The following is a 24,251-nucleotide window of genomic DNA, read 5'->3' as shown; positions in this document are numbered from 1 at the left end:
GAGGAAATTGCCCTGTCTTCACCCGTAGGCTGTCATCCTGCCAACAGCGAATATAAGAGTCTAAAGGTAGAGATTGGTTTACGAGCCCTGCCCTTACGCCCCGTGATACCGTGTCATCAGCACGGGCAAATGATCAAATCCATCTACCCCAATGACCGGCACCAGGTTGGAGCGGCAGGAATTTAGCAGCGTTGCGAAATTCTCTGCTCCAAGCTGGCCTCTCAAAATCGTTAAAAGCGCCGCAGGTTTTTCCCAAAGGACATTACCCCGCTGCTCCAGCAGGTACATGCCCAGGCAAGCATGGCACACGGCCAGTTCCGTCTGTTGCAACTGGTAGCAAGCTTCCGCTAAATAGGCATGGCTAAGCCCCTGCAGATCGCGATCGCCCACCCGCGACGCCATCACGACCCCTTGTTCTAGAGCCTGCTTTGCCTGAGGAAACTGCTCAGTCAGCGTATAAGCAATCCCTAACCCCACTGCACACAGGGCTAAGTTCTGCACATCATCCTTGTCGGCCAGTTTTTGTGCCCGTTCCAGGCCCTGAATGGGAAGTTCTAGATCATCCGGGGTCACAGCCTCGTCCTGTTGTCGCAGGGCCATGACCTGGCTGTAGCCAAGGCTAGCAAGGGCATTGGCTTCGCCCTGGCGATCGCCCACTTGCCGTGCCAAAATCAGCGCATACTGGGCATGATTCGTCGCTTCCTCATAATCTTTGCGGTAGAGGCTCAAACGGCTGAAATGATTGAGGTTGGCAATTTCACAACGCTGGTCCTTTGCCTGCCGGGCCAGTTCTAGAGCTTCCCGATGTAGCAGCAATGCCCGCTCATGTTGTCCCAACAACCGTTGCGAATACCCCAATACAGTGAGAATGCGAGCCTTCTCCTGAACGTTCTCCACCACCTGAAGCGGCTGGTCCAGGTAAGCAATGGTTTCACGGAACCCTTCCCCTGAAAAGGATGCAAACACACCACCGTAAAGCGGGAAATTGTCGCGGCGGGCAAAGGTACGAAGGATTTGTAGCGCGCTCTGGAAGGAAGCCTGAGAAAACGCTCGCCGATGATGCTCTGGCAAAGCCGATGCCTGCTGAAAGCCAGCACTCAGCTCACACCAAATAACCGAAAACACGAGGAAGGTTACCCCAGCTAAGTGCTGCCCTCCCTGGATGCTGTAGGGTTGCTTATCTAACCAGGCAACCAGACCATTTTGCAACCCTCGCAACACCACCATCAGTTCTACCCAACCGCTGCTATCCAAATCGGTACAGTTGCCAGCAAAGAGGATGGCAGGCTGGTTCTGCAACTGCCCCTCGAATAGGGCTTGAAGGGTCGGGCGACCTACCTGAGTAGCCCAGGTCTTCCAGGGGCCGTACACCACCTGAGACGATTCAAACCCTACCGCTTGTTGAGATTCATACATCCAACTGACGATATGAGGCTCTAAGCGCTGGTAGGACTCCAAGCCTCGTTTTAGCCCAGTGGCTAATTGTTGTAGTTCAAAGGCTTCCGCCGGATCTGCTGTCTGCTCGGCAGCTTGCTGTAAGGCTTTGGCCAGTTGCTGAATTTGAGATTGGTTGAAGCCGTGGCCCTGGTTCGGATCAAGTGCCTGATTCAGCACAGTCAGCCGCTCAGCCGGGTCAGCGGTACGAATTTGTTGAACGGCTGAGGCGCTAGCATCCTGTGCCTGCCGCTGCTTCTGCCACTTCTCCCAGGCAGCGTGGAGCTTTTTCAAAGCTCGCAGCTTACGCGTTGCTTTGGCCTGCTTGAGTTCGTCGGTTTCAGCGTTAACGGTCTGCTGAAGGCTTTGTAATTGTTCGTCTAAAATCCGCTCAAAAATTTCTCCGGTACCGGCTTCAATCTGCTCGGTTAGCAGGCGCTCTAGCTGAGCCTCTGACTGGATACGACCCGCCAGAGTTTCGGTGATAACATGCTCAAGGAAAGTGTTGTAGCGATCGCGCACCATCAATTCCTCATGGGAAGCTATTGTCTCCAGACTAACAGAGACAACCCAACAAGGGTCGGTTGGCCAAGCTAGCCGCCTGCCAAAATTTTGTGTAGAGGCAAAAATACGAACCAGGCACTAAAGCAGGAAAAATTGCATGAGCAGCCCAGCGACGGAACCCAGGAAGCTCATAAAACGACCATTGCGGCGATCGCGCTCCTCCTGAGCAATGGCTTCTGATTGGGCCTCCTGAAGATCTTGAATACCTGATACGAACTGAGCCGCAGTTTGCTGCCCACGATTACTGCCTAGCGTCACATAGAGACGTTCTGCCCGATTGCCATCCTCAATGGCCCCTTCCCAGTCATTGGTCCGGAAGCGCATAATACCTCGTGCCAGGTAAGCTCCCGCCAGTTCAGGCTCCAACTCAATGGCATGGTTCAAGTATTGAATAGCCCCCTGGTAATTACCCCGTTGCCCCTCGACCAATGCCCAGCGATAGTACCCCTCGGCTGGCAAAATACGCTGAGGTAAACCAAAGGCTCCATGCAGTTGAGTTCCCTCCAGCCGGGCACCAACCAAATTGGCATCACTCAGGTAAGCCTCGCGAAGATCAGCACCTTGCAGGTTGGCTCCACTCAGGTCAGCTCCGGTCAGGTCAGCACTGGTCAACACGGCTCCCCGTAGGTTGGCCCCCCGTAGGTTGGCATTACGTAGATTAGCCCGCGACAGGTTAGCCTCACTGAGATCAGCGTTGCTGAGATCAGCCCCTTCTAGGTCACCATAGACCAGGCCAGACCGCCGTAAGTCGCATTGCTGACAGGCACGAGTGCTCATCAATTGCCGCAGATGGGTCAGGTTCTCGGCCTGAGCCGGAGCGGCTAGACCCAAGGGCACAACGACCGCTAGGGCTGCCAGGAAGGAAAGGGATTTATGCATGAAGAGGCTCCGAGCACAGTAGGACATCCGTCACTGAGTAAAATACAGCACGGTCTGACTGAATTTGCATTCAGGATAACCTCCACACCGGAGATTTTGACAAGATCATTTTCAAGCTATTAGGAGGGAAACCTGCGGTTTCCCTCCTAATAGCTTTGATCGCGTTAGTTATGACATCAGGAGTAAGTGGGAGCATTGTTCCCACTCACTCCTGATGTCATAACTAACGCGACACTAGCAATAATACACATCACAATTTAGCCAGAGCCATATCCAAAATGATATTGGCAGTGCGATCGCACACTCCCGGCTCTCCCATAGCCTGACGCACCCGTTCGTAGTCGGCTAACATCTTTTGACGGCGAGCGCCGGCTAACAGAGGCAACGCTTCCTGAACAATCGCGTCTGGGGTTGCCAGTTCCTGTAATAGCTCTGGCACAATTCCTTCCATCAGCACCAAATTGGGCGGTGACATAAAAGGAATTTTGAAATTCAATAGCTTACGCGCAACCCAGGCTGTGAGCGGATTGACTCGATACAGCACTACCTGGGGCACATTCATCAACGCAATTTCTAAATTGACCGTACCGGATTTCGTAATGGCCAGGTCGGCAGCTGCAATCACTGTTTGGGAGGGATGCTCTACCACCGCCGCCCGCAAACCATACTGCTGAACTGCTGACTCTAGTTTTGGACGGAACCCCTCTTGACTAACGGGAATCCAGAACCGCGCCTGTGGCACCTGGGCCTGTAACCGTTGAGCCGCTTCGGCAATAACCGGCAATAGATACGTGAGTTCTTGGCGGCGCGAAGCGGGGAGTAAGGCGATCGCCAACTCATCCGGTGCAATCCCTAATGCTTTCCGAGCCTGCTCACGACTGGGAAACTGAGCCATCTGATCAATCAGGGGATGCCCCACGTGGGTAACATTCCCACCCCACTTTTGATAGTGAGTTGCTTCCTGGGGAAATACTGCAAGAATGCGATCGCTCAGGTTCACGACCCCTAAAGTATTCGCGTTGCCTACAGCCCAAACCCATTCCTGAGGGGCAATGTAGTAAACCGTGGGCACCTCAGGCAGATGCTTACGCGTAAACTTGCCAATCGAGAGATTAGGGCTGAGGTAATCGACCATAACCACAGCGTCTGGGGGATTCTGCTTCAAGTAGTTCTTAGCCCTACCCTGCACCTGCAAGGTGGGCAGCACATAGGGAAGGGCTTCAAAAATACCGATCGCTCCAATGGCCAGGGTGTTGCCGACCAGAGTGGCCCCTGCGGCCGCCATGCGATCGCCCCCCAAAGCCAAAATCTCCAGCTCAACGCCTCGCTTCTCTGCTTGCCGCCGCAATGCAGATACCAACAATGCGCCCTGAAGATCTCCTGAGACTTCTCCTGTACTGATAAAAAGCTTAACCATCAGTCGTCATGGTGTAGCCGTGACGAACGGCGGCCCGGAATCACGCCTCGACGGCCTTGTTGTTGCGATCGCCAGAGGAATTGATGCAGATGGTGAATATGTTCGTTATCCGCCAGCAACTCTAACTCCTGCAATGCCTGGCTAAAGGGCAAGCCTGACCGATACAGCAGACGGTAAGCCTTTTTCAGCAGTGGGATTTCTGGAGCCATCCCCGCTCGCTTTAGCCCAACCAGATTGAGCGATCGCACCTGGGATGGGTTGCCCTCCACCAGCATGTAGGGTGGCACATCCCGCTCAATACGGCTCATGCCTCCCACCATGGAGTAGCGGCCAATGTGAACAAACTGATGCACACCCAGCACTCCACTCAGACGCGCTCGGGATTCGATATGCACATGACCCGAAAGGGAAACGGCATTAGAGATAATCACGTGATCGCCAATAATGCAGTTATGGCCTACATGCACGTAGGCCATCAGCATATTGCCATCGCCGATGATAGTCGCTTCCCCGGCATGGGTAGCCCGATGGATTGTGACATACTCTCGGATGACGTTGTGATCACCAATTTGTACCAGGGCGGTCGAGCCGTCATACTTCAAATCCTGGGGCTCAGAGCCGATGACAGCTCCGGCAAAGATTTGATTATGTGCCCCAATTTCTGTCCAGCCATCCAGAACGACATGAGGGCCGATGACTGTATCAGGCCCGACCTTGACCTGGCTGCCAATCACTGCATAGGCACCGACCTGAACCGTCGGGTGCAGCTCAGCTTTGGGATGAATAACAGCGGTAGGGTGGATGAGGGTAGCCAAGTAGGTTACGAGGGGTTGCTAAAGATTTTCGGACTGCAAAAACGTGTGAGGGTTATTCAACAATAAACCAGCTCCAGAGGCCAGTCTGTTACTCATCCACCAGGGAGAACATTAATTTACCCTGGGCTGCTAGTTGCCCATCCACCTCGGCACGGCCTTCCATCCAGCCAAACTTGCGATGCTTAATCCGCAACAGCTCAACTGTCATAACGAGCTGATCACCAGGAACCACCGGACGACGGAACCGAACATCATCGATACCGGCGAACATGAATAGACCGACCGGAATATCAGGCAGTTGCGTCAGCACGACACCCCCGACTTGAGCCATAGCCTCAATAATCAGAACCCCTGGCATAATCGGGCGACCCGGAAAATGCCCTTGGAAATGAGGCTCATTAAACGTCACATTCTTAATGCCAACCGCCCGCTTTTCGGGAACAAACTCAATAATGCGATCGACCAGAGAAAAGGGATAGCGATGGGGCAGCAACCGCTGAATATCTTCAACAGAAAATATGCAGGGATAAGGCTCACGATTGGATGCTGGGGCTTCTTTTTCGCCCACATGGGGAGGATTGTCGGCCTGGATATCGGTATGCAAATCAGTCAGGATGGACATGGGTGAATCGCTCAAAAAGACAGGGAAAACGGCTGGATTGCTTACAAAACGGGCATCAAGGTAATCAGTTGCTGAGCCAGACGGGTATGCAACTGATGACTGGCCTTGTAGGCCAGATAGTGGGCCTGGGGAAATATCCCAACCAAACTTAAATCCCCTACTAAGTCTAAAAGTTTATGACGCACTGGCTCATTTGAAAATCGCAGGGGAGGGTTGAGCCAGCCATCCGGACCACAGACCAGAGCATTATCAAGGCTTCCTCCCTTAATTAAACCCACAGCTTGCAGATGCTCAATCTGGTGAGCCAGGCCAAAGGTACGGGCCGGGGCGATCGCCTGCTCAAACGACTCCTGCTGGGGTGACCAGCTCACCCACTGGTTGCCGATAGCAGGCAGGTCAAAATCAATGCCGTAGGTAAAGCGCAATTCAGGAGCCGGCAGGGCAGCAACAAAGGCATCCTCGTGGCGCACCCATAGAGGTTCCGTGAGGATAACGGGCTGAGGTAGCGGTTGAGGGGTGCGTCCCGCCTGGGCGATCGCCTCAACCCAGGGCAGCGCAGAGCCATCTAACAGGGGCACCTCTGGGCCATCAATCTCTATCATCGCATCTGCGATGCCCATCCCGCTTAGAGCCGCCAGCAGGTGCTCTACAGTCCGAACGGTAGCATCACCTACCGCCAACTCTGTAGACAATGTTGTTTGTCGGACCTGGGAGATATGGGCTGGAATCGCAGGGGCATTGGGCAAATCAACCCGCACAAACACCCGACCGGCACTTGTCGGAGCGGGCTTTACCGTCACATGAGCGATCTCACCCGAGTGCAGCCCAATACCCGCTTGTTCAAAAGCGTGTGCTAGAGCGTAGGACGGCATCATCCCTACTGCTGGCAACGAAGTTTCACCAGCCGAATGCGCTATAGCCGTAGTTGCCGATTCCATGCGATGCTCTCCCTGCGCGTGAATCCAGCGTTAGAACCGCTCCCCAATCCCAAAGTGGATCTGGTTATCCCCTTCATCATTGATGGCATAGTCGATACGAATGGCTCCCAGGGGAGACTGCACGCGTATCCCAATGCCATAGCCAAATCCAGAGCCAGGTTTGCCCCGAATTTCTGCAGGCTCGCCGGGAACCTCATCTCCGGTTCCCAGATCGGTACCGAAGTCGGCAAAGAGCGCGCCTCCAAAAATGGAGATGATGGGGAATCGATATTCGACAGTCGCCAGTGCAAAGGCGCGACCACTTCCGACATCTCCCGGATCATACCCCCGTACCGAGTCGGTTCCTCCTAGAGAGAAGGCTTCGTAGGGAGGTAAATCACCCAAAACAACCCCACCCTGAACGTTGAAGGCTAAGGTTTCTGGCCCCTCAGAAAAGTTAGTGATATTGACAGGAATAAAGTAGCTATAGCTAGCACGCAAACGGTTCAGGAAAATATTGCCCTGGCCGATGGGAATCGACTGGTCACTACTCAACCGCAATACTGAACCACTGGTTGGAGTAACCGGGTTGTTACGAAGGTCTTGAGAAACACTAAATTGCAGAAGGAACAAATCATCTGTTCCATCGCCGCTAAAGCTCAGGTCGTTACCAAATTCGTCTTCGGGAGCCAAGTCTCCATCGGAGTCTTGCAATCGAATGTTCTGGTACTGCAAACCCAAAGATGCTTGCCAGTTATTTTCGAGAGGGCGACCAAAACGAACGCCACCCCCTAAACGACGGACGCGGGGGCGATCGCCGTTCTCCAGGAACACCTCATCCTCCCCTCCCTGAAATACCAGTGGAATGGAGCGTCGGCTGAACGCGTTCACAGTGTAAGAGGTACGGTTTGGGTCACCGGCAATCCAGGGGTCAGTAAAGCTCAAGTCGAACAGCAGATCCCGTTCACCTGCCTGAACTTCTGCCGAAAGCCGCTGGTTATTGCCTCCCAGGTTACGCTCCTGGTAACTCACTGTTCCAAATAAACCGCTGGCAGAGCTAACCCCTATCCCAGCCGCGATGGAGCCTGTCTGCCCTTCAATGGCATTAACGATCACATCCACCTGTTGCGGGTTATCTCCTGGGTTGAGCGCAATCCGCAGGTCTTCAAAAATGCCTAGAGCAAAAGCGCTAGCCAGGTCCCGCTCAATTTGCTGTTGGTTAAAGACATCCCCAGGCTGGGTTTCAAATTCTCGCGTGATGATGAAATCACGGGTTTTGCCTTCGACGGGTTCGCCATCTTCGTCAAAGGCCTCTCCGTCTTCATTCAAAAACTGAACCTGAATGTCTTCGATCACCCCTTCCGCAACGGCCAGGGTCACGGTTCCATCAGTTCCGACTCGGGGAGCATCTACAACCTGGGCCAGCACATAGCCATTTTCCTGATACCACCGCAAAAGAGTATCAATGCCGTCCTGAATCTCGTTCAGATTAATAACTTCTCCATACTGCTCGCCAAAGGCTTCGTTGATGACCTCCTGGGGCAGCACTTGAGCATCGGGAATTTCTACAGACTGCAGAACCGGGTTGGGCACAACCTGGAATGTGATCCGCACCCCTAGCGGCGTATCTTGGGGTACTGCTTCTGCACGGGAAAAGTATCCGGTTGCGAAGATAGCGTTGACATCGGCTTGCAGTTGAGAACGACTGGTGGTTTGCCCTGGCGTCGTCTGAACAGCGTTATAAACGATATCTTCTAGTTCTCCGGTTGCTCCGCTCACGGCCACTTCAGCTACCAGTACGCGTGGGTCAGCCGGTGCCGTTTCGGTTGTAGGAGGCAACTCATCAATCGAGGGCAGGGGCTGAGCTGGAGTGGAAGGTGTGGCAGGAGCCTGAGCCACTTCAATGGATGCTGTATCCATCCGCAATAGCTCGGCGGGAGAACGTTCGGGCGGCGCGATCGCCTCAGATGGCGCTTCCCCAAGCAACGTCCGAATTTTATCCTGGGAAACCTCTTGAGAGCTTACATTCGGCAGGGGGCTTGCAGCCGCTAGCCTTTGAGGCTCAGCAATCTGAGGCTCATCTACAGTCTGAGGTTCAGCGGCAGCCTGAGGCTCAGCAATCTGAGGTTCAGCAGCAGTCTGAGGCTCATCTACAGACTGTACAGGTTCAGTCAGTTTGAAGGCAGGAGCCTCCACCGCAACGGCATCCTCTGCGGAAGAAGTGACATCTGCACGGGCAGGTTGGGAACTTGCCAGTGCGGAGGTCACCGTTACCAGAGCCAGTAAAAGCGGAGAAAACCAAAGCTGTTTCACGTTATTTCTTGTTCCCTTTCACACCATTTCCTTTTCACACCAAGGCCTGCCCTGGAGCAATCAGGATGACTTTACGGTTGCCCACTCAAACCAGCAGACCCCAACCGAGAAAACCCTCGCAATTGTACAGCATGGATTGGTACGTCTTAGAGGGGCTGTGCCAGAACACGATCCAGCACGCGCTGGTAAGCATTTTCTACATCCCCCAGATCATGTCGGAATCGATCCTTATCCATCACACGACGACTGGGGTCGGGTTCTGCTTGGTCCCATAAGCGACAGGTATCCGGGCTGATCTCATCCGCCAACAAAATTTGGTTCTGGGAATCCAGGCCAAATTCCAGCTTGAAGTCAACCAGCGTAATTCCACACTCTCCAAAAAACTCAGTGAGCAGGTTATTGATCTGCTGAGCCATTGTTCTCAGTTGATGCACCTGTTCGTCGGTCGCTACCTTCATCGCTCGAATCCGATCTTCGGTTAAGAGGGGATCACCGAGCGCATCATCTTTGTAGTAGAACTCCACCAATGGGGGCTGGAGTACGGTTCCCGTTGCCAATCCAGTCTGTTGACAGAGACTCCCCGCTGCAATGTTCCTGACAACGACCTCTAACGGCACAATCTTTACAGCCTTAACCAACATTTCTCCTGGAGCAGGACTGTCAATGTAATGAGTAGGGACGCCCTGAGACTCCAGCAACTTAAACAGATGACTGGAAATCTGGCAATTAATTACCCCTTTACCCTGAATGGTGCCACGCTTCTTCGCATTGAAGGCCGTAGCATCATCTTTAAAGATGGTCAGCAGGATATCAGGATTGTCTGTGGGGAAAAGAATTTTAGCTTTGCCTTCGTAGAGCTTTTGCGGAGAGGACATGGTGCCGAGTCGTGAGCCTGCAAGGGTAACGCTCCTTATTCTAGAGGGCGACGGGATCTCGCGATCGCCCCTGCCAAAGCGATCGCCCTTAGATTAAGGCCAGGTTAAATTCAGCCGATCCTCAACTTTTCTATCCAAAGGTGGAAGTTAACCAAGAGTGAACTCCTACAAATACGAGCTTGCAGGCTATTGGGGCGATTGTGTTGACTTTCCCGTAACTGTACGGAACGCATTTTGTTCAGTTTTTAGTTAAGCTTAGGTTAAAGAAACAAATGCTCTTAAGGAGTTGTCTTGATGGCCAATCGCTCAGAATACCTTTACCCTCAAAGTTCCTACCATGGTGATGCACGGCCTGAAACAATTCAGTTCAACGCAGACCTGCAAACCTTTTCCCAACGCGTAAGCTTTATCTGTGCTTTGGGCAACAACGGCAAACTCACCCCTCGTGAGGCCTATGACCAGATTCAAGAACTCTGGGCGCATCTGGAACCTTCGGGTAAACAGTTATTTAACTCCTAGCATGGCTCCTTTATGTTGTTGATTGAAAAAGAATAGGGCGGCGCAATGCGCCGCCCTATTCTTTTTCAATCTGCACTGAGCGGAAAATACCTTCGCCATTCTTCTCAAGGGCTTTAAAGGTACAGATATTTTTAAAGGCTAAAAGCATTGGGAATATGCTGCTGAATAACGAGCTGTTCACCTCGTCGCTCTGCGGCATTACCTGTAACTCGAACCAACACGACATCAAAGCGGCAGGGGAAAGTCGCCCAATGGGGATCGTCTGCCAGGAACAATTCGGCAGCTCGCCAGAGCTTAGCCTGCTTTTGAGGGGTAATCGCTAGCAAGCCATCAGCATCCCAATTGCCCTGGCGGCGGGCTTTGACTTCGATAAAGACTAATTCTTGAGAAAGGGGCTGATGCTGTGTTCGTCCTGGGTGTACCGCATCCCTTTCTTTATGGTTGGAAGCATTGACTGGCTTAGGGGTTAGGGCAACCCAGTCCAATTCGCCCCAGCGACAACGCCAGCGGTGATGTAACAGCTCCCATCCTGCTTCGGCCAACCATTTCCCAACGTGCTCCTCAGCCCGATAACCAAGGGTAGAGGTAGACGACGAAGCTGAACGCCCTGAAGAAGCCATTTCCAGTAAAATCGGGGAAACCCCATCTATAAGTTTTACTACCTTAACCCACGCCTCTATGTCTTTTCGGCTTTCCCCTATTGTTCGGTTTGTTGCCGGCGTTTGCCTGGTCGGCCTCTGTCTGTTTGGGTTGAACTTGTTGCCAGGAACCTCAGCTCTGGCGCTGGAATACAACAAAGAAACGCTGATTGAGGCAAACTTTTCGGGGCAAAACCTCACCGATGCCAGTTTTACGAAGGCAAACTTGCGCCGTACCGACTTTAGCAATGCGAACCTGCAAGGGGTCAGCTTCTTCGGCGCTAACCTGGAGGATGCGAACCTATCAGGAGCCAATCTCTCCAGTGCAACCCTCGACAGTGCCCGCCTGGTTGACGCCAACCTCACCAATGCGGTTCTAGAGGGAGCGTTCGCCTTTAATGCCAAATTTGACCGGGCTCGTATTACCGGTGCAGATTTTACTGGGGTACTACTCCGCAGTGATGTGCAGGATGCCTTGTGTGCGATCGCTGACGGCACCAACCCGATCACCGGACGACAAACCCGCGACACTTTAGAGTGTTACTAGTACAGTACACTCAGGCGTAAATGTATCACCTATTTTTTGTGTAGGGTGCGAAGCACCCTACACAAAAAATAGGTGACGAACTTAAGCCGTAGCCTCATCGATTCTGACAGGTGAGATGTAGCAAGCTTCACCCGCCACATCTCACCTGTCAGAATCGGTGTGGTGAAGGACTAATCTCGACGGATTGTAAAGCATTACAAAATTCCTGATGCTTCGTAAAGCCGCCGAACCATTGCCATGATCCTATCGCCATAGTCAGCTTCTGCTGACCAGCGGCCACTCAGTTGGCTCACCAGGGGCGCAATACCCCTGGCGACAAAGGCAAAGCGAGGGTCTTCCACAGCCTGCACCAGAGGAATTGTGCTGGCATAAGCTTTGAGGTGTTGAATATGTGCGCGTACTCCAATCCGAGCACTGGGAAAGCTAGCACCATCTGGCTTGCCTGCGACATCTCCCAAGCCACCAAAATTGTTTTGCTCAGGCCGTAGACCGCCTCCAAAGCGTAAATAGTTTGTTTCCACACACATCTGACAGAAGGCGATATCGTAGTTCACACTCTCAATGGCGGCTTCTTCCCGGTAGAGTTTGGGCAAATCGGGATAGGTAATAACAGCATCCTCATTGTTACTTTTGAGGAACATGAGCAATTGCACTTCTGAGGTAGCTCCGTTACCCATAATGCGATCAATTTGCCCCGGGCAAATCAGGTTATTGCGGAGAATGACCGTGCGACTGACCGCATCCCACGTGACAGCAACACCGTAGGTTCGTAGGTCTACCGCTTTGATATAAACGACGTTGCGGTAGGTCATCCGAACAATCGTGGTGTTCTGAGAAATATCCACCCCCAGCCGATCGACCAGATCAACGGGGATGTAGGCATTTCCGTTCACGATGATGCCCTGTTCAGCATAAATCCCACCGTTGATACTGATAGCAATGGGGGAATAGGTTACCCCTCCATTATTTCCAGCCACCGCCCGACTCCAGGAGGCTAAACCGTCAGAAATCCCCAGTGCGACATCCCGCCGTTGGGTTTGAATAATGCGGCGATCGTCAGGGCTGGTTAGAAAGCCCACGTTCATTTGCAACGAGGGGCATACCAATTGGCGGCAGAAGGCGATCATACCAGTACCCGCATCCGTATCTGGGCGAGACCCCCGGCTGGGCAACTGAGGCACGCGCCGTAACAACGCCAGCAGCATCAGTTCTGCATGGGACTTACGCTGCTCATTATTGCTGATGTAGAAGACCGTGGCTCCGCGTACCGTGGGATTGCTGGAGCCATCGGCGTGAATCTCTAGTGACACATCAAGGTTGATAGCACGGGCGTTAATCCAGGCAATGGTTTGCGCCGCACTCAGATCATCGGGAACGGAGAATACCTCAAAGCCCCGCGATCGCAGCTCCGTTACCACCAGATCTCGCGTCAGGATCATTTCCCGGGCTTCCGTGGTATCCCCCGCGATGATACCCGGATCAATCCCGGCTCCCTCGCGCCCCCCGTGGCCAGCGGAAATAAAAATACGTCCTGTCGCCATATCACTTTATCCTCATCATTCGGGTTTAATTGGTTCACGGGGTCTTCGATTAGCGCACCACGTGTCCATACGGGGAATGGATCTAAACACGCTACATTAGCGAAAATTTAGGGCGTTGATCCAATTTTCTCGGCTTTGTTCCCCAAATTCCTGGGAACGTTGACGTCGGAAGGCGATCGCCCTCGCGTACTCGCTTCAGAACGAAAATCGCTGAAGCTTGCGGAGGAGATTTTGGAGAAGCCTTGCGATTTTCCAAAATACACTGGTTTCATCGCCTCAGAATGACTTCGGGAATCTTTCACATCGGTTCAATCCGCGCCAAAATAGATCTACCTTGTATCATCCGGTTTAAGGTGCCGCCCTTTCTCTTTATTTCCCCTTGTTAAATTTACTTCTCCCATGAGTGTTCCCCGCCTGCATGCAGACACGATCGAACAGGTCAAACAACGGGCTGATATCGTCGATGTGGTGTCGGAACACGTCGTTTTGCGAAAGCAGGGCAAAGATTTTGTCGGATTATGCCCCTTCCACGATGACAAGTCCCCAAGTTTTAGCGTAAGTCCCACAAAGCAGTTCTATTACTGCTTTTCCTGCGGAGCAGGGGGGAATGTGATTAAGTTTTTGATGGAGTTGGGCAAACAATCCTTTGCTGATGTGGTTTTGGAGTTAGCCCGCCGCTATCAGGTACCTGTCAAAACTTTAGAGCCAGAACAACGGCAAGAGCTTCAGCGGAAGCTATCCCTGCGAGAGCAGCTCTACGAGATCCTGGCGGTTACAGCAACCTTCTACGAACACGCGCTCTTTCAGGCTGAGGGCAGCGATGCACTGGCCTACCTCACAGAGCAGCGTATGCTTCAGCTCGAAACGATTCGGCAATTTCAACTGGGCTATGCTCCGGCAGGTTGGCAAACGCTCTACGGCTACCTGATTGACCAGCGGCGTTACCCTGTCGAGTTGGTGGAGAAGGCCGGGTTGATTGTGCCGCGCCAAGGGGGAGGCGGCTATTATGATCGATTTCGTAATCGCTTGATGATCCCTATCCATGACCTGCAAAGTCGGGTCATTGGCTTCGGTGGGCGTACCCTTACCGATGAGCAGCCCAAATACCTCAATTCCCCCGAAACAGAACTGTTTGACAAAAGCAAGACGCTATTTGCTCTAGATAAGGCTCGGGGGGCGATCGCCAAAGACGACCGAGCTGTCATTGTCGAGGGCTACTTCGACGTGATTGCTTTACACGCAGCGGGTATCACCAATGTCGTTGCCTCCCTGGGCACCGCCCTAAACGTGGCTCAGATCAAGCAACTCCTGCGCTACAGCGAATCGAAGCAGGTCGTGTTTAACTTTGATGCGGATACCGCAGGTCAGAAGGCTGCCGATCGCGCCATTGGAGAGCTCGCAGACCTGGCATACAAAGGCGAAGTTCAACTGCGCATCCTTACCATTCCTCAGGGGAAAGACCCCGATGAATTCCTCCGTACCCACACCACCATTGACTATCAAAACCTGCTGAACGACGCTCCCCTGTGGTTAGATTGGCAAATTCAGCGGGTTTTAGCTGACAAGGACCTCAATCAACCCGATCAATTTCAAGAGGGGATTCAGGCGATCGCCCAACTGTTGGGCGACCTGCCTAATGCGTCTCTGCGCACGCACTATATCCATCGTTGTGCCGGCTGGTTAAGCCAGGGCAACGCACGATTGGCTGTCCAATTGGAAAGCGATTTGCGGACCCAGGTACGGGGCCAGCGCTGGCATGGTAAGTCGCAGAAGTGGCAAACTCCAAGCGATCGCACCCTACTTGAAGAGTCTGAATCGCAATTGCTCCGGCTGTACTTGCATTGGCCAGGAGCCCGCCCTCAAATCCGGGAAGCTTTGGATACGGCCGATGTGGAGTTCAGCATTGGACATCACCGCTTCCTGTGGCAACAAGTCAATGACATTGAGACCAACGCTGCCCCTGACAGCAGCCCCGACTTGATCGATCTTTTGCAAGATCGTTGTCTGGAACACCCCGAGCGTCTGGGGCAAATTCTGCCGCTGTTTCAATTGGATGAGAAAAGCGAACGAGACTTACTTCGGGCACCGCTGGTCATCCGAACAGTGATCGCCTGTATGGAGCGAGTCATGTGCGAGAAGCGCCGCCGCCATTTTCTAGATCTCTGGCAACAAACAGACTGTACTGCGGATCCCGACCTAAGCCGCACCTACCAACAACAGATTTACCGAGAGAACCAACGCATTGATGAGCTGGATCGGCAACAACGCTCAATTTCCTTCGAGGATCTGGTTCAAATTCCCTGGGTAGGAGAGTTTTATCAAGGATTACAGTCGTAATATTGCAATGTGCAAATGCGTTAAGTACGGTGGTGTGGGGCACGAAGTGCCCCACACCACCGTACTTAATCAACGTGTACAGCGCTATAAACTTGAGTTCGGGTTAAGGGCGTTTTCGAGTGCCACGCGCTGCCCTGCACTTGAAAACGCCTCAAATAAAATGGCGCTTCGCTTGGCGAAGCGCCATTCTATTTGGATAGGTTGAATATACTCTACAAAGCTGGGCACTCATTGCCCTCTAAAGTTCGTATTGTGCCAAGTAGATTTTGAATTTCGACGCAGCGGCGAGAATTGCCAACAGCAACGGTAATAATCGTAGGGGAAAGTGGGAGAGAATCCAGGGCACCAGTCGCATTGTACCGAAGAGTCAATGTATCGCCGTTCGATGTTACTGTATCGCCTGTGTCATTAGTTGTGACATTGGGTCTCACCCTTAAAATATTTCTTGGAATCCCGTCTCCTCCAAGACTTTCAGCAGCTTGACCTTGAACCTGAATCGTAGGGGGGTCAGTGTTGGTCTTCAGGGTTACTGTACGGACTTGGCGATCGCGCTCTGCTTGCTCCTGAGCCTGCCGAATCACTTGAATCACTTCATCCCGAACTGAACTGGCCCGTCGGTTATTGACCAGAGAGACCCAACTTGGGCTCGCAATTAGCGCAAGAATACCTGCCATCACAACCACAATCAACACTTCTGGGAGAGTAAAGCCAGCTGTTGTTGTGGATTGGTTTCGTTGGAATTTCAGCATTGGGCAAACCCTCCAGATCACCTTCAACACCAGGACGTTCAGGAAAATTGAAATGGTCTTTGACCACGCGGTTACTTCAAATCAATTGCCATTTAGCACACCCCGAGTCGCAACCCGCGTTTGCAGCGTTGTTAATTGACCATCACGGGGTGAGGGACCACGCATCCGTCCAGCAATATTACCCTGGAGAAAAATGAGTACATCCTGGCTCCGACCCGCGCCTGCGGGGGAAACACAGGCATAAAAACTGCGTAGGTTGTTGTTTACGTTACCAGCATTCGCAAGGGCCTCAGGCCGGGGGGACATGCTATATCCACCAGGACAAGTTCCTCCCACGCCATTCGCGGCTGGTACTCCATTTACAAAGTCTACTAAGACGGCTGGCACGCCTCCAGCCCGAGCAGATGCTGTTGCATAAGGCCAGTCGCGGAAATTAATGCTATCGTCATTCCCCTGAGGAGGAATGTATCCCGGAGTTCGAGCCGTTGCAGAAGAAAACTCCTGCAGCTCATAACGTTTAATTCGAGCCCCACCACGCCAGGTATTATTGGGGTTGTCTGTACTCAGGGAGTAAACGACAAGGGCGTAGGAACTCGCTGTCGAACAAGGAACAGGTGCTCCGCCGATTGACGGTGGAGTTCCAGTTCCCCCCGTACACAGAGCCCGAACCTCCGGAGGAAGTGGCTTTTGTTTCCAGAACACAAGAACAGGCACGTCAGTACTACTGGCAATCGTATTAGGGAAAATAGCGCCCCCTGGATTACCAATGGCTTGAGTTCCTGTACAAGCAAGGCTTGTGTCAGAAGTATTACCCTGAGCCATCAGGCAATGGCCAGTATAGACATAAACCGCTTCCTTGAGTTCATTAGACATGTAGTCAAGGGCCATCTGCATTTCACGGTTCGTTTCCAACCGCACATTTTCCTGGCGATCTGTGGTCATCAGTTGCACGACCAGGGTTAACAGCCCGGAAATAATCATGCTACCAACAATCGCAACAATCAGAAGCTCTGTCAGGGTAAACCCTCGAATGCTTGGCCGAGAAATCTTCAGCAGTGTTCGCAACCCAGATTGGAAGAAGCGTTTCATAGATCGAGGAAAGGGTAAGTGAGGATTGATGCAAAGCTAACCAGCAGAATCAGGTACCCAGGAATAGGTTACGGAATTTGGGCAACATCTCCTCTGCAACGGTTAGTAACTTCGGTTGGCAATGTCAGACCATTTTCGCTAGCCACGTGATATTGCAAACTACAGGAAGCGAATTGGGAACTACTCCAGGTAATCAAAGAGCTCATCACTGCCAGGGGGCGTTCCCGCTGGTTACCCTCGCCTCTAGTGAATTGTAAGGATGCTGGGAGCACCGGTGTTGTCATACTGCCCCAACTATTCGTACGGTTGGGAACATTTGAGTAGACACGCACCACAACCCGAAAAACCGTAGGCCGAGCGGTCGAAGGAGGAGCGGCTACAGGAGATGCCCCCATCTCGAGATCTGAATAAGTACCAAAATCCCGGAATTCCTGCATAAAGAAGTCGGGTTGACAGTCCCCATCTACATCAATAGCCAAAACCTGGTTTACAGGCACTATGTCAACTGCAGTGTTTACCGCGTTAGGCGAAGGATTGAAGGGAACATAGTTATTGCTGCAGGAAGCGGTGGTAGAGCGTATTTTTGAGCGCCACCATCCTCCTCTCGGTGGCGGTACATTTTGGATCGAAGCGGACTGTTGGTTATTGCGAAAATACCCAGTTGTCGCAGCAGCCGGCAAACGGCTCACCTGGTGTTGCTCGTTAGTAACCATGCTTTGCAGGCGGTTAATTTCTTCTTGCGCCAGTTGAAATGCCTGTTCAGCTCGGCGGTTCTGAACCCGAGTACCAGCCGACAAAAACAGCGGAGGTAAAATCAACGAGGCAGTAATACCGATCACAGCGATCGCAATCAAACACTCCAATAGGGTTAAACCAGCCTCCGTTGAAGGTTTCGCAGCTGAAGCATTCAGCTTTGTCATCCTCCCCGGTAATGTCTTCCACTGCTTTAGCGTTCCTAACATCTGACCATCCTCCATCTTGGTCGGGTAAGCCCCGATCGCCTATCTCTAGAGTTGTATGCTTCATCAAACGGTGAATGCTCAGGAACATGGTTCACCAAGCATCCACCGTTCCAGGTGTCTTTACGACTGACAGCGGGCCGGTCGTGGGCTGGGGTTAGATGCACAAACCCCACTTAGCAAGGTGGTCATGTAAGCGTCGTCAGCAGGAGGTTCTGAGTAGAACTCGTTCCGCGTCGGAGACAGGGAGGTAAAACGGCGAGCAACAGGGCCAGCAGGGGCATATTGCAGACCCACGTCATAACCCCAAATACGATTGGGAGCGTCGTAGTAGGCAATACCTTCCCGAGGCAAGCTTCCTCCGGGGGTAGGTGTAGAACCAACTTCCCAAGCATCCTGGTCATAGGGACCTGTTGCATAGGTACTAAAGTTCAACTGAATTAGAGAACCTGAGATAAACAGGTTACAGTTCGTCCAGTCTTCTAAAAACCGCGGGAAGTTGTGCAACCCACCGTAGGAGTTACCGGCTCGCGAGGGAACCAAACCACTCACGATAATGGCATTGACCCGCTGACCACAGAATGGACCTGGCCTCGTGGGGTTTTTATCCTCCGTGAAGTTGACGTAGGCCCCGTTATAGATGGGCTCTTGTGCCTGAGCATTGATGGGCAGGGCTCTCCAGGGGTTGCCATTGGGAGAGATGTAAAATGGCGAATCCCCTTCTCGATAATTTGTATCAGAGGCATTGGCTGCGTAGCCTAAACCATCTGCGACATAAGCATGGGTCCATCTCAAACCCGGTGTTACAGGACTCGCGCCATTAGGAATAGACTGAGGTATGTTCTGGTTCTGGTACGAGGACGTCGTTCCATTGCAGTTATAGCGGGTGCGATTGTAGGTGTCGGTGAGACCGTCATACACACTGCCGTCACAAAATGCATTGGACAAAATCGTGATGCCATCTGCTACCACCTCGCTGGGCCGCCAGGAATCTCCGTCAATGGACGCAAAAGCCCCATTGAAGGTTGACCGGCCATAGAAGTTGGCAAAGTTATCACCTGCAGGCTGTTCAAACTCTTCTGCCGGGTTGGTCGCGCTGTTATGCAAGTTGAAGCTGCCCTGAATATAGACCGGGTTATCGGAGATAAAGGATAGGCCACGGCCATCATCACCGGTACGGCGGAGATCTTCACCCTGGCGGAGCCGGAAGCCATTAGGACGGCGGTCAGGATCAGCATAGTAATCAACAGGCTTGGCCGAAATCAGGTTCTCAGCAAGCGGTGGGTCAACAGACGCAAAGGCGCTGGTGCTGACAAACATCCGGCAGTTTGTATTTGTTCGCAGATTGACTTCCGTATTACAGTCTTCCCAATCTACGTTTGCGCTCTTGCGGCGAACAATGTTGTTTTCAGAAACAGCATCTTCACGGAAGGCATAGACAATCCCACTCTTAGGCAACCAGGTATCACCTGTTAGCGATCGAGTTTCCTGCCGTATGAAATTGAGGTTGACATCCAGTGCCCGGACATTCATCATCTCCCGGCCGTTGAAGAAGGCTGAATCCTTAAAGGGCACCCGCAAGTATTGTTCACCCGTCACCGTTTGGTTGCCTGGTCCCGATGTAGACGAAGTGGGAGCACCGAAACCACTACTCCGGGCTAAACAGACTTGATTCTCAACGGTCGCATTGTTAAAGCAGACCTTAATCAGGGTGTCAGTGGGAGAGAGCGGCGTACCACCACCTGGGTTCGCGGCTGTCCCAATGGGGAGCCTCCAGGATGCCGGGTTAGGCCGAGGATTAGAGATCAAAGAAGCCATTTGGGCCTGGGTAATGACCTGATACCGCCTTCCAGCATTCACTGTTGCGATGTAGGTTTGTGACTCGCCAGCACTATCACTATCTACTGCATCTCGGGTGAACTGTGCACCTCCGTTTGCAAAAGGCTGATCTACGTCGCCATGGGAAGCTCGGAAGGGACTATTTGCAAAACCTTCAGCGGGAAACAGGCTAAAGAGGATTGGATAGCGGGGTCTCCAGGAACAGAGAAAGCGTATAGAGTCCCCAACTCCACCATTTCCAGTCGACCCACGCATCCCGTAACAACCCTCGACAGGGTTGGTGAGAGGACCATAGGTTCCAGAAATGCCTTGACCAGTAATGCTGGCATGGTCTCTGCTTAGAGTCTCAGCAGCGGTAGCAGGATCGGTTGCTTTATAAAAGCCCCAACTGCGATCGCGTGCAACTTGCTCTTTGGTCGCAATTAATTGAGCCAGAGCAATGTACTGATTTAACTGAGCTCGGGTTGGAGCGACTCCAGACGTACCGATCGCTGGACCCGCACCTGTAGCTGGAGTTGCATCGCGCCAGCGTTCTAGCAAGCGAATGTAAGTATCCGGCTGGTTGACCTTACTACCGCCAATGGCATCATCGACACCCGCCCCAATAAATCGGGTGCTAGTAGAACCATTCGGGTCAACAACATCGGTAAGGATAGCGTCATTAATACCCTCAACAGCTCCCAAAGGAGAAGTACCGACAACCAAAGCTCGGAGGGCACCGCGCAGTCCACTATAGTACTGTGCAGGGTTGGCATCCCTGGCTGCGTTCTCAGCGGCACGGTTAGCATAAGCCGTACCCATAATGGGCTGAAGCGCAGGAGCAGATGGGTTGAACTTCGCTAGATAGTCCAGGTTGTAAGCCAGCATCCCCAACATACAGGTAGCCGTATGGAGAGTGGTTTTATCAGCAGGACTGAGGCTGGCGTAGCTACGTCCCTCCCCATTCAATGAGGTTGGCTCAATTAAGTTCAGGGCTCGACGCAGGGTTGAAAAGTCACCCCACATCGCCATGGATGGGAATGGGTGAACCCCAAGCCGATCTTGAACTGGAGTAAAGGAAGGGGCACCCCCTAAAGGATCACCGGCATATTGTGCCAGGTTGCGCAGGGCAATTCGTAAAGCCGAGTTGGGGTTGTTATAGTCCGCGAGGTAGGTGTCTTTGAACTCAAACTCCCAACCATTGGTACCCCGTCCCTGGAAGAAGTTACTAATGATCGGGGTATTGGCTTCCAGGTATTCGTTACCGGTACCAAAAGCAGAAGCTGGCAAACCCAACGCCAGGTTCTCGAAGGTAGAACTGCGCTCTAAAGTACCTGCTGTTCCCGGATGCACGGTAGATGCCATACAGGCGACGGGACGATCCAGGTCACCCGAACTGGCATGGTAAACGGCCATGGCCTGAACCGCTGCCAGGTTATCCCAGAGCGCGCGGCGTTGGCGAGCTTCACTACAACGGTTGCCGTTGGGAGCGTTAGCTACATCAGAACAGGTCTGGAAAGGACGAAGAGCTTCCCGATCCAGATCACTAGGGTCTCCAGCCTTCAGAATGGGGCCGCCCCATCCAGCGGGATCACCGAGTTCTAGACGTTGACCCACAATCAAACGTAAACCTTCAACTCGAGCACGCCGTTCCCAGTACCCATCGAGACCCACTGCCTCAGCACTTTCGCCGGACCCTGGGCTATCACTAATCAGCTTTAAGTCTGTGCTGGGGATTTCGGTTCCATACGAACCGGGCGGGAGATCTAGATCACCGTATTTTGGTTTGGGACCATAGCGATTATCAGCCCGGAAGGTATCATCCACCAGAGGAACTTGGGTAGCATTATCGGGGGTGATCAGGCGCAAAAGAGCTTTTTGACCATTTTCCCAACTAGCAGGACGAGGCGTATTGACAACCGTCGGAGTTCGGTGCTGAGATATCCCCTTCGTCTGCATAACAACGGGATCAAGGGCATAGTCTGTGGGGCCAGCACCTGGTGCAGGAGCAACCGATTGATCACCAGGCGTTAAGCGGGCTACCGCAGGAGGCGGATTAGCATTTGCTCCGATCGGGTTACGCCGTACCCCATCCCATAAGTGGAAATATCCTGTACCATCAAATCGGCTAGTCCCGCTTCCCGTATCGTCCCGCATACTGCCAGCGATAAACTCACCCCGGAAAGGCCCATAGGTACCATCTGCGGGATATTTCGCAACTGTGATTTCCGATGCATCTTCGGTGTAGAGACAGGAATCCGGGTCGCTGATCATGTAGGCGGTAAAGTTTGTATTTGCCACCATTAGACTACCTTCCGTATGCATGGCCCCGTTCCAGTTGAACGGAGCACCGGGGTAAATCTCCAGGTCATTGCGGAACCAGGCTCCCCACTTGTTCCCCCGGTCGATCTGACGATCCATCTGCATCTCTAAAGTGGCAATCGATTGTCCCTGGCGATCGGGCAATACGTAGGCGTCCACCTGGAAGGTTTTAAACAGCTTCGATGTATTGTTTTCTCCAGGAATCCAACCCTGTTGGGGCAGAACCGCACCCGTATTTGTTGCACAGAGAGGGTTTCCCTGAGTTGCTGCGCTTAGGGGAGTATTACGCACGAGCAGACTCGAGGCTCGTGCACTAATACGCTGGTTTGTAGCGTTGGAGAGTTGGTTAGCCGCATCAAGCCGCATAGCGATGGAGTAAACCACGGTGGCATCAGGCGTACCATCTCCGTCGGTATCAGCCCGATAACGCCAGGCATTATCCGGCCCCGCGTCACCGGGATAGGAGGTCCCTATATTGATACGCTGTTCGTCCCTGAAGGTGTAAGGGTCAGGGCCACCTGGGAAAGCCGGAATCGTCGTGCTACCAATGGTGGCCCCGTTGAGCATCAGACCTAGCAACACGTTTTCACTAGGAACACCACCGGGATAACGAACTTCCCGTTCTTTATCGAAAAGAAATTCTAGCTTGGCTCTTGCCCGGTCTACGGCAGGAGTAGCCGCGTTATAAATAACACGCTGCTGACGTTCACTAATGGTTTCGGTAGTGCGATTGTAGGTACGGAAGACAATTGAACCGACCGTCAGCAAAACCACCATAATTAACAAAACGGTGGTGGGCAGGACAAAACCAGATCGACCGTAGGCTGGTTGTCGGCCCAAACTTAGCAACCCTCGCAGCAGGCCCTGCATAAGCGATCGCGTTAAATTTGCAACCACTCTCGAGAACTGTGACGAAGTTGCCTGAATGGCTCGGATGAACTTGCGGGTTGACATATTGCCTTCCTACAACGGGAATTTCAGGTAGTCTACAACCAGGGTTGAAACATAAGAACCCTGTGAATCGATGGGGATCAGGCTTGTGAAACTGGCATCTATGCAGTTAAAAGCCATGTAACACAAAGGCCAAACGCCAGAACCAGGCAATAAACCTGGACAGACGAGAAACCACGATAATCAACAGGAACCAGGGAAAACAATTGTATAAGACGCTTTAATTCTGCATCTACCCAAAGGGTAATCGAGATGCTCGAGAAGGCGCTACAGAGAGAAACGAATTAGTAATAGGAAATTCCAGTCACGGCACCCAATTCATATAAATCGGGTTAAGAAAACTGGTAAAACCCTTCACAGAGACGCATTGCATGCAAACCGAGGGAATCTACGACGGAAGAGCTTGCGCCCTCCCAATTTTTACTTTCTGTCGAGAAAGATAACAAAATGTAGCCCAATGGATGCAAACTATGTTACCCGGCAGACACCGGGAAGCGATCAGGGATCCTCAAAAAAATGATGTTTTTTTCGCTGAGAATTCACAAAATAATCCGGATCAGCTGTATTGACTATGAAATCTAATGTTTCTTGAGGATGGCCTCCGGGTTCCCCCGGATCTTTAGCATTCATCTTGGCGGGCATCGCAGTGACACAGCTTCCGCCAAGGTGTTTAAACCCTTCAGCGCCAAATTTACATTAGAAAGACTGCCAAGCTAGAAGGCTTCCTCATAGAGGACACGCCTTAACCTGGCAGGCAACAGTCATTTAAGAATCCCTTTAAAAAGATTGATTTCCTATACCCTTTGGGCATAGGAAATCAATCTTTTTAAAGCAGCAATTCTCATTTTGAAATCAGGCCCGAAAACCGCGCGCCTTTGGCGCGCGGTTTTCGGGCATCAAAGCCAAGAGTTCACGCCCTACGGGCGTGAACTCTTGGCTTTGATG

17 protein-coding genes are annotated in these 24,251 nt (G+C 52.4%); 3 read left to right on the top strand and 14 right to left on the bottom strand.

Annotated elements, in window-relative coordinates:
• Positions 1-93: 93 nt before the first annotated feature.
• The 8 genes from H6F91_RS12165 to purC form a co-directional block, all read right to left on the bottom strand.
• Positions 94-1,959, bottom strand: a complete 1,866-nt coding sequence (locus H6F91_RS12165; protein ID WP_190773528.1) for a tetratricopeptide repeat protein — start codon at positions 1,957-1,959, stop codon at positions 94-96.
• Positions 1,960-2,076: 117 nt separating this feature from the next.
• Positions 2,077-2,877 (bottom strand): pentapeptide repeat-containing protein, encoded by an 801-nt coding sequence (locus tag H6F91_RS12160; protein WP_190773529.1) that lies wholly within the window; start codon positions 2,875-2,877, stop codon positions 2,077-2,079.
• Positions 2,878-3,127: 250 nt separating this feature from the next.
• Positions 3,128-4,294: a lipid-A-disaccharide synthase gene (lpxB, locus tag H6F91_RS12155; RefSeq protein WP_190773530.1), complete on the bottom strand. Its 1,167-nt coding sequence runs from the start codon at positions 4,292-4,294 to the stop codon at positions 3,128-3,130.
• Positions 4,294-5,109: an acyl-ACP--UDP-N-acetylglucosamine O-acyltransferase gene (lpxA, locus tag H6F91_RS12150; RefSeq protein ID WP_190773531.1), complete on the bottom strand. Its 816-nt coding sequence runs from the start codon at positions 5,107-5,109 to the stop codon at positions 4,294-4,296. The genes lpxB and lpxA overlap by 1 nt, the downstream gene beginning before the upstream one ends.
• An 88-nt stretch (positions 5,110-5,197) precedes the next feature.
• A complete protein-coding gene (gene fabZ, locus H6F91_RS12145) occupies positions 5,198-5,731 on the bottom strand; it encodes a 3-hydroxyacyl-ACP dehydratase FabZ (RefSeq protein WP_190773532.1) in 534 nt (177 codons plus the stop codon).
• A 41-nt stretch (positions 5,732-5,772) separates the two neighbouring features.
• Positions 5,773-6,603: a UDP-3-O-acyl-N-acetylglucosamine deacetylase gene (gene lpxC / locus H6F91_RS12140; RefSeq protein ID WP_190773549.1), complete on the bottom strand. Its 831-nt coding sequence runs from the start codon at positions 6,601-6,603 to the stop codon at positions 5,773-5,775.
• A 96-nt stretch (positions 6,604-6,699) separates the two neighbouring features.
• A complete protein-coding gene (locus H6F91_RS12135) occupies positions 6,700-8,961 on the bottom strand; it encodes a BamA/TamA family outer membrane protein (protein ID WP_347280033.1) in 2,262 nt (753 codons plus the stop codon).
• A 146-nt stretch (positions 8,962-9,107) separates the two neighbouring features.
• Positions 9,108-9,836 (bottom strand): phosphoribosylaminoimidazolesuccinocarboxamide synthase, encoded by a 729-nt coding sequence (gene purC / locus H6F91_RS12130; protein ID WP_190773533.1) that lies wholly within the window; start codon positions 9,834-9,836, stop codon positions 9,108-9,110.
• A gap of 294 nt (positions 9,837-10,130) precedes the next feature.
• On the opposite strand from purC, the gene H6F91_RS12125 reads away from it, so the two are divergent.
• Complete coding sequence (locus tag H6F91_RS12125; RefSeq protein ID WP_190773534.1) at positions 10,131-10,355, top strand: hypothetical protein; 225 nt, start codon at positions 10,131-10,133, stop codon at positions 10,353-10,355.
• Between the two features lie 131 nt (positions 10,356-10,486).
• On the opposite strand, the gene H6F91_RS12120 is transcribed toward H6F91_RS12125, so the two are convergent.
• On the bottom strand, positions 10,487-10,975 hold the full coding sequence (locus H6F91_RS12120) for a YraN family protein (RefSeq protein WP_190773535.1): 489 nt from the start codon (positions 10,973-10,975) through the stop codon (positions 10,487-10,489).
• A gap of 58 nt (positions 10,976-11,033) precedes the next feature.
• Here H6F91_RS12120 and H6F91_RS12115 point away from each other — a divergent pair, with 58 nt between their 5' ends.
• Complete coding sequence (locus H6F91_RS12115; protein WP_190773536.1) at positions 11,034-11,540, top strand: pentapeptide repeat-containing protein; 507 nt, start codon at positions 11,034-11,036, stop codon at positions 11,538-11,540.
• 194 nt (positions 11,541-11,734) lie between these two features.
• Here the strand turns inward: H6F91_RS12115 and H6F91_RS12110 are convergent, their stop codons facing one another.
• On the bottom strand, positions 11,735-13,081 hold the full coding sequence (locus H6F91_RS12110; RefSeq protein ID WP_190773537.1) for an N-acetylmuramoyl-L-alanine amidase: 1,347 nt from the start codon (positions 13,079-13,081) through the stop codon (positions 11,735-11,737).
• Between the two features lie 399 nt (positions 13,082-13,480).
• Here H6F91_RS12110 and dnaG point away from each other — a divergent pair, with 399 nt between their 5' ends.
• The gene (gene dnaG, locus H6F91_RS12105) at positions 13,481-15,418 is read left to right on the top strand and encodes a DNA primase (protein WP_190773538.1); all 1,938 of its coding nucleotides are present in this window, start codon (positions 13,481-13,483) and stop codon (positions 15,416-15,418) included.
• A 212-nt stretch (positions 15,419-15,630) separates the two neighbouring features.
• Here dnaG and H6F91_RS12100 read toward each other — a convergent pair whose 3' ends face one another.
• From H6F91_RS12100 to hpsA, 4 genes are all read right to left on the bottom strand, one after another.
• Positions 15,631-16,167, bottom strand: a complete 537-nt coding sequence (locus tag H6F91_RS12100; RefSeq protein ID WP_190773539.1) for a prepilin-type N-terminal cleavage/methylation domain-containing protein — start codon at positions 16,165-16,167, stop codon at positions 15,631-15,633.
• An 81-nt stretch (positions 16,168-16,248) separates the two neighbouring features.
• Positions 16,249-17,256 carry a prepilin-type N-terminal cleavage/methylation domain-containing protein gene (locus H6F91_RS12095; protein ID WP_190773540.1) on the bottom strand — a complete coding sequence of 336 codons (1,008 nt, stop codon included), beginning with the start codon at positions 17,254-17,256 and terminating at the stop codon, positions 16,249-16,251.
• Between the two features lie 68 nt (positions 17,257-17,324).
• On the bottom strand, positions 17,325-18,218 hold the full coding sequence (locus H6F91_RS12090; protein ID WP_190773541.1) for a type II secretion system protein: 894 nt from the start codon (positions 18,216-18,218) through the stop codon (positions 17,325-17,327).
• Positions 18,219-18,338: 120 nt separating this feature from the next.
• Positions 18,339-23,309, bottom strand: coding sequence for a hormogonium polysaccharide biosynthesis protein HpsA (hpsA, locus tag H6F91_RS12085; protein WP_190773542.1), 4,971 nt, complete (start codon positions 23,307-23,309; stop codon positions 18,339-18,341).
• Positions 23,310-24,251 lie beyond the last annotated feature (942 nt).

This window comes from Leptolyngbya sp. FACHB-8 (genome assembly GCF_014695575.1).
Classification (GTDB): Bacteria; Cyanobacteriota; Cyanobacteriia; order Elainellales; family Elainellaceae; genus Vacuolonema.
The sequence above is the reverse complement of the archived record's forward strand: the minus strand, read 5'-3'. Positions and strand labels throughout refer to the sequence as shown.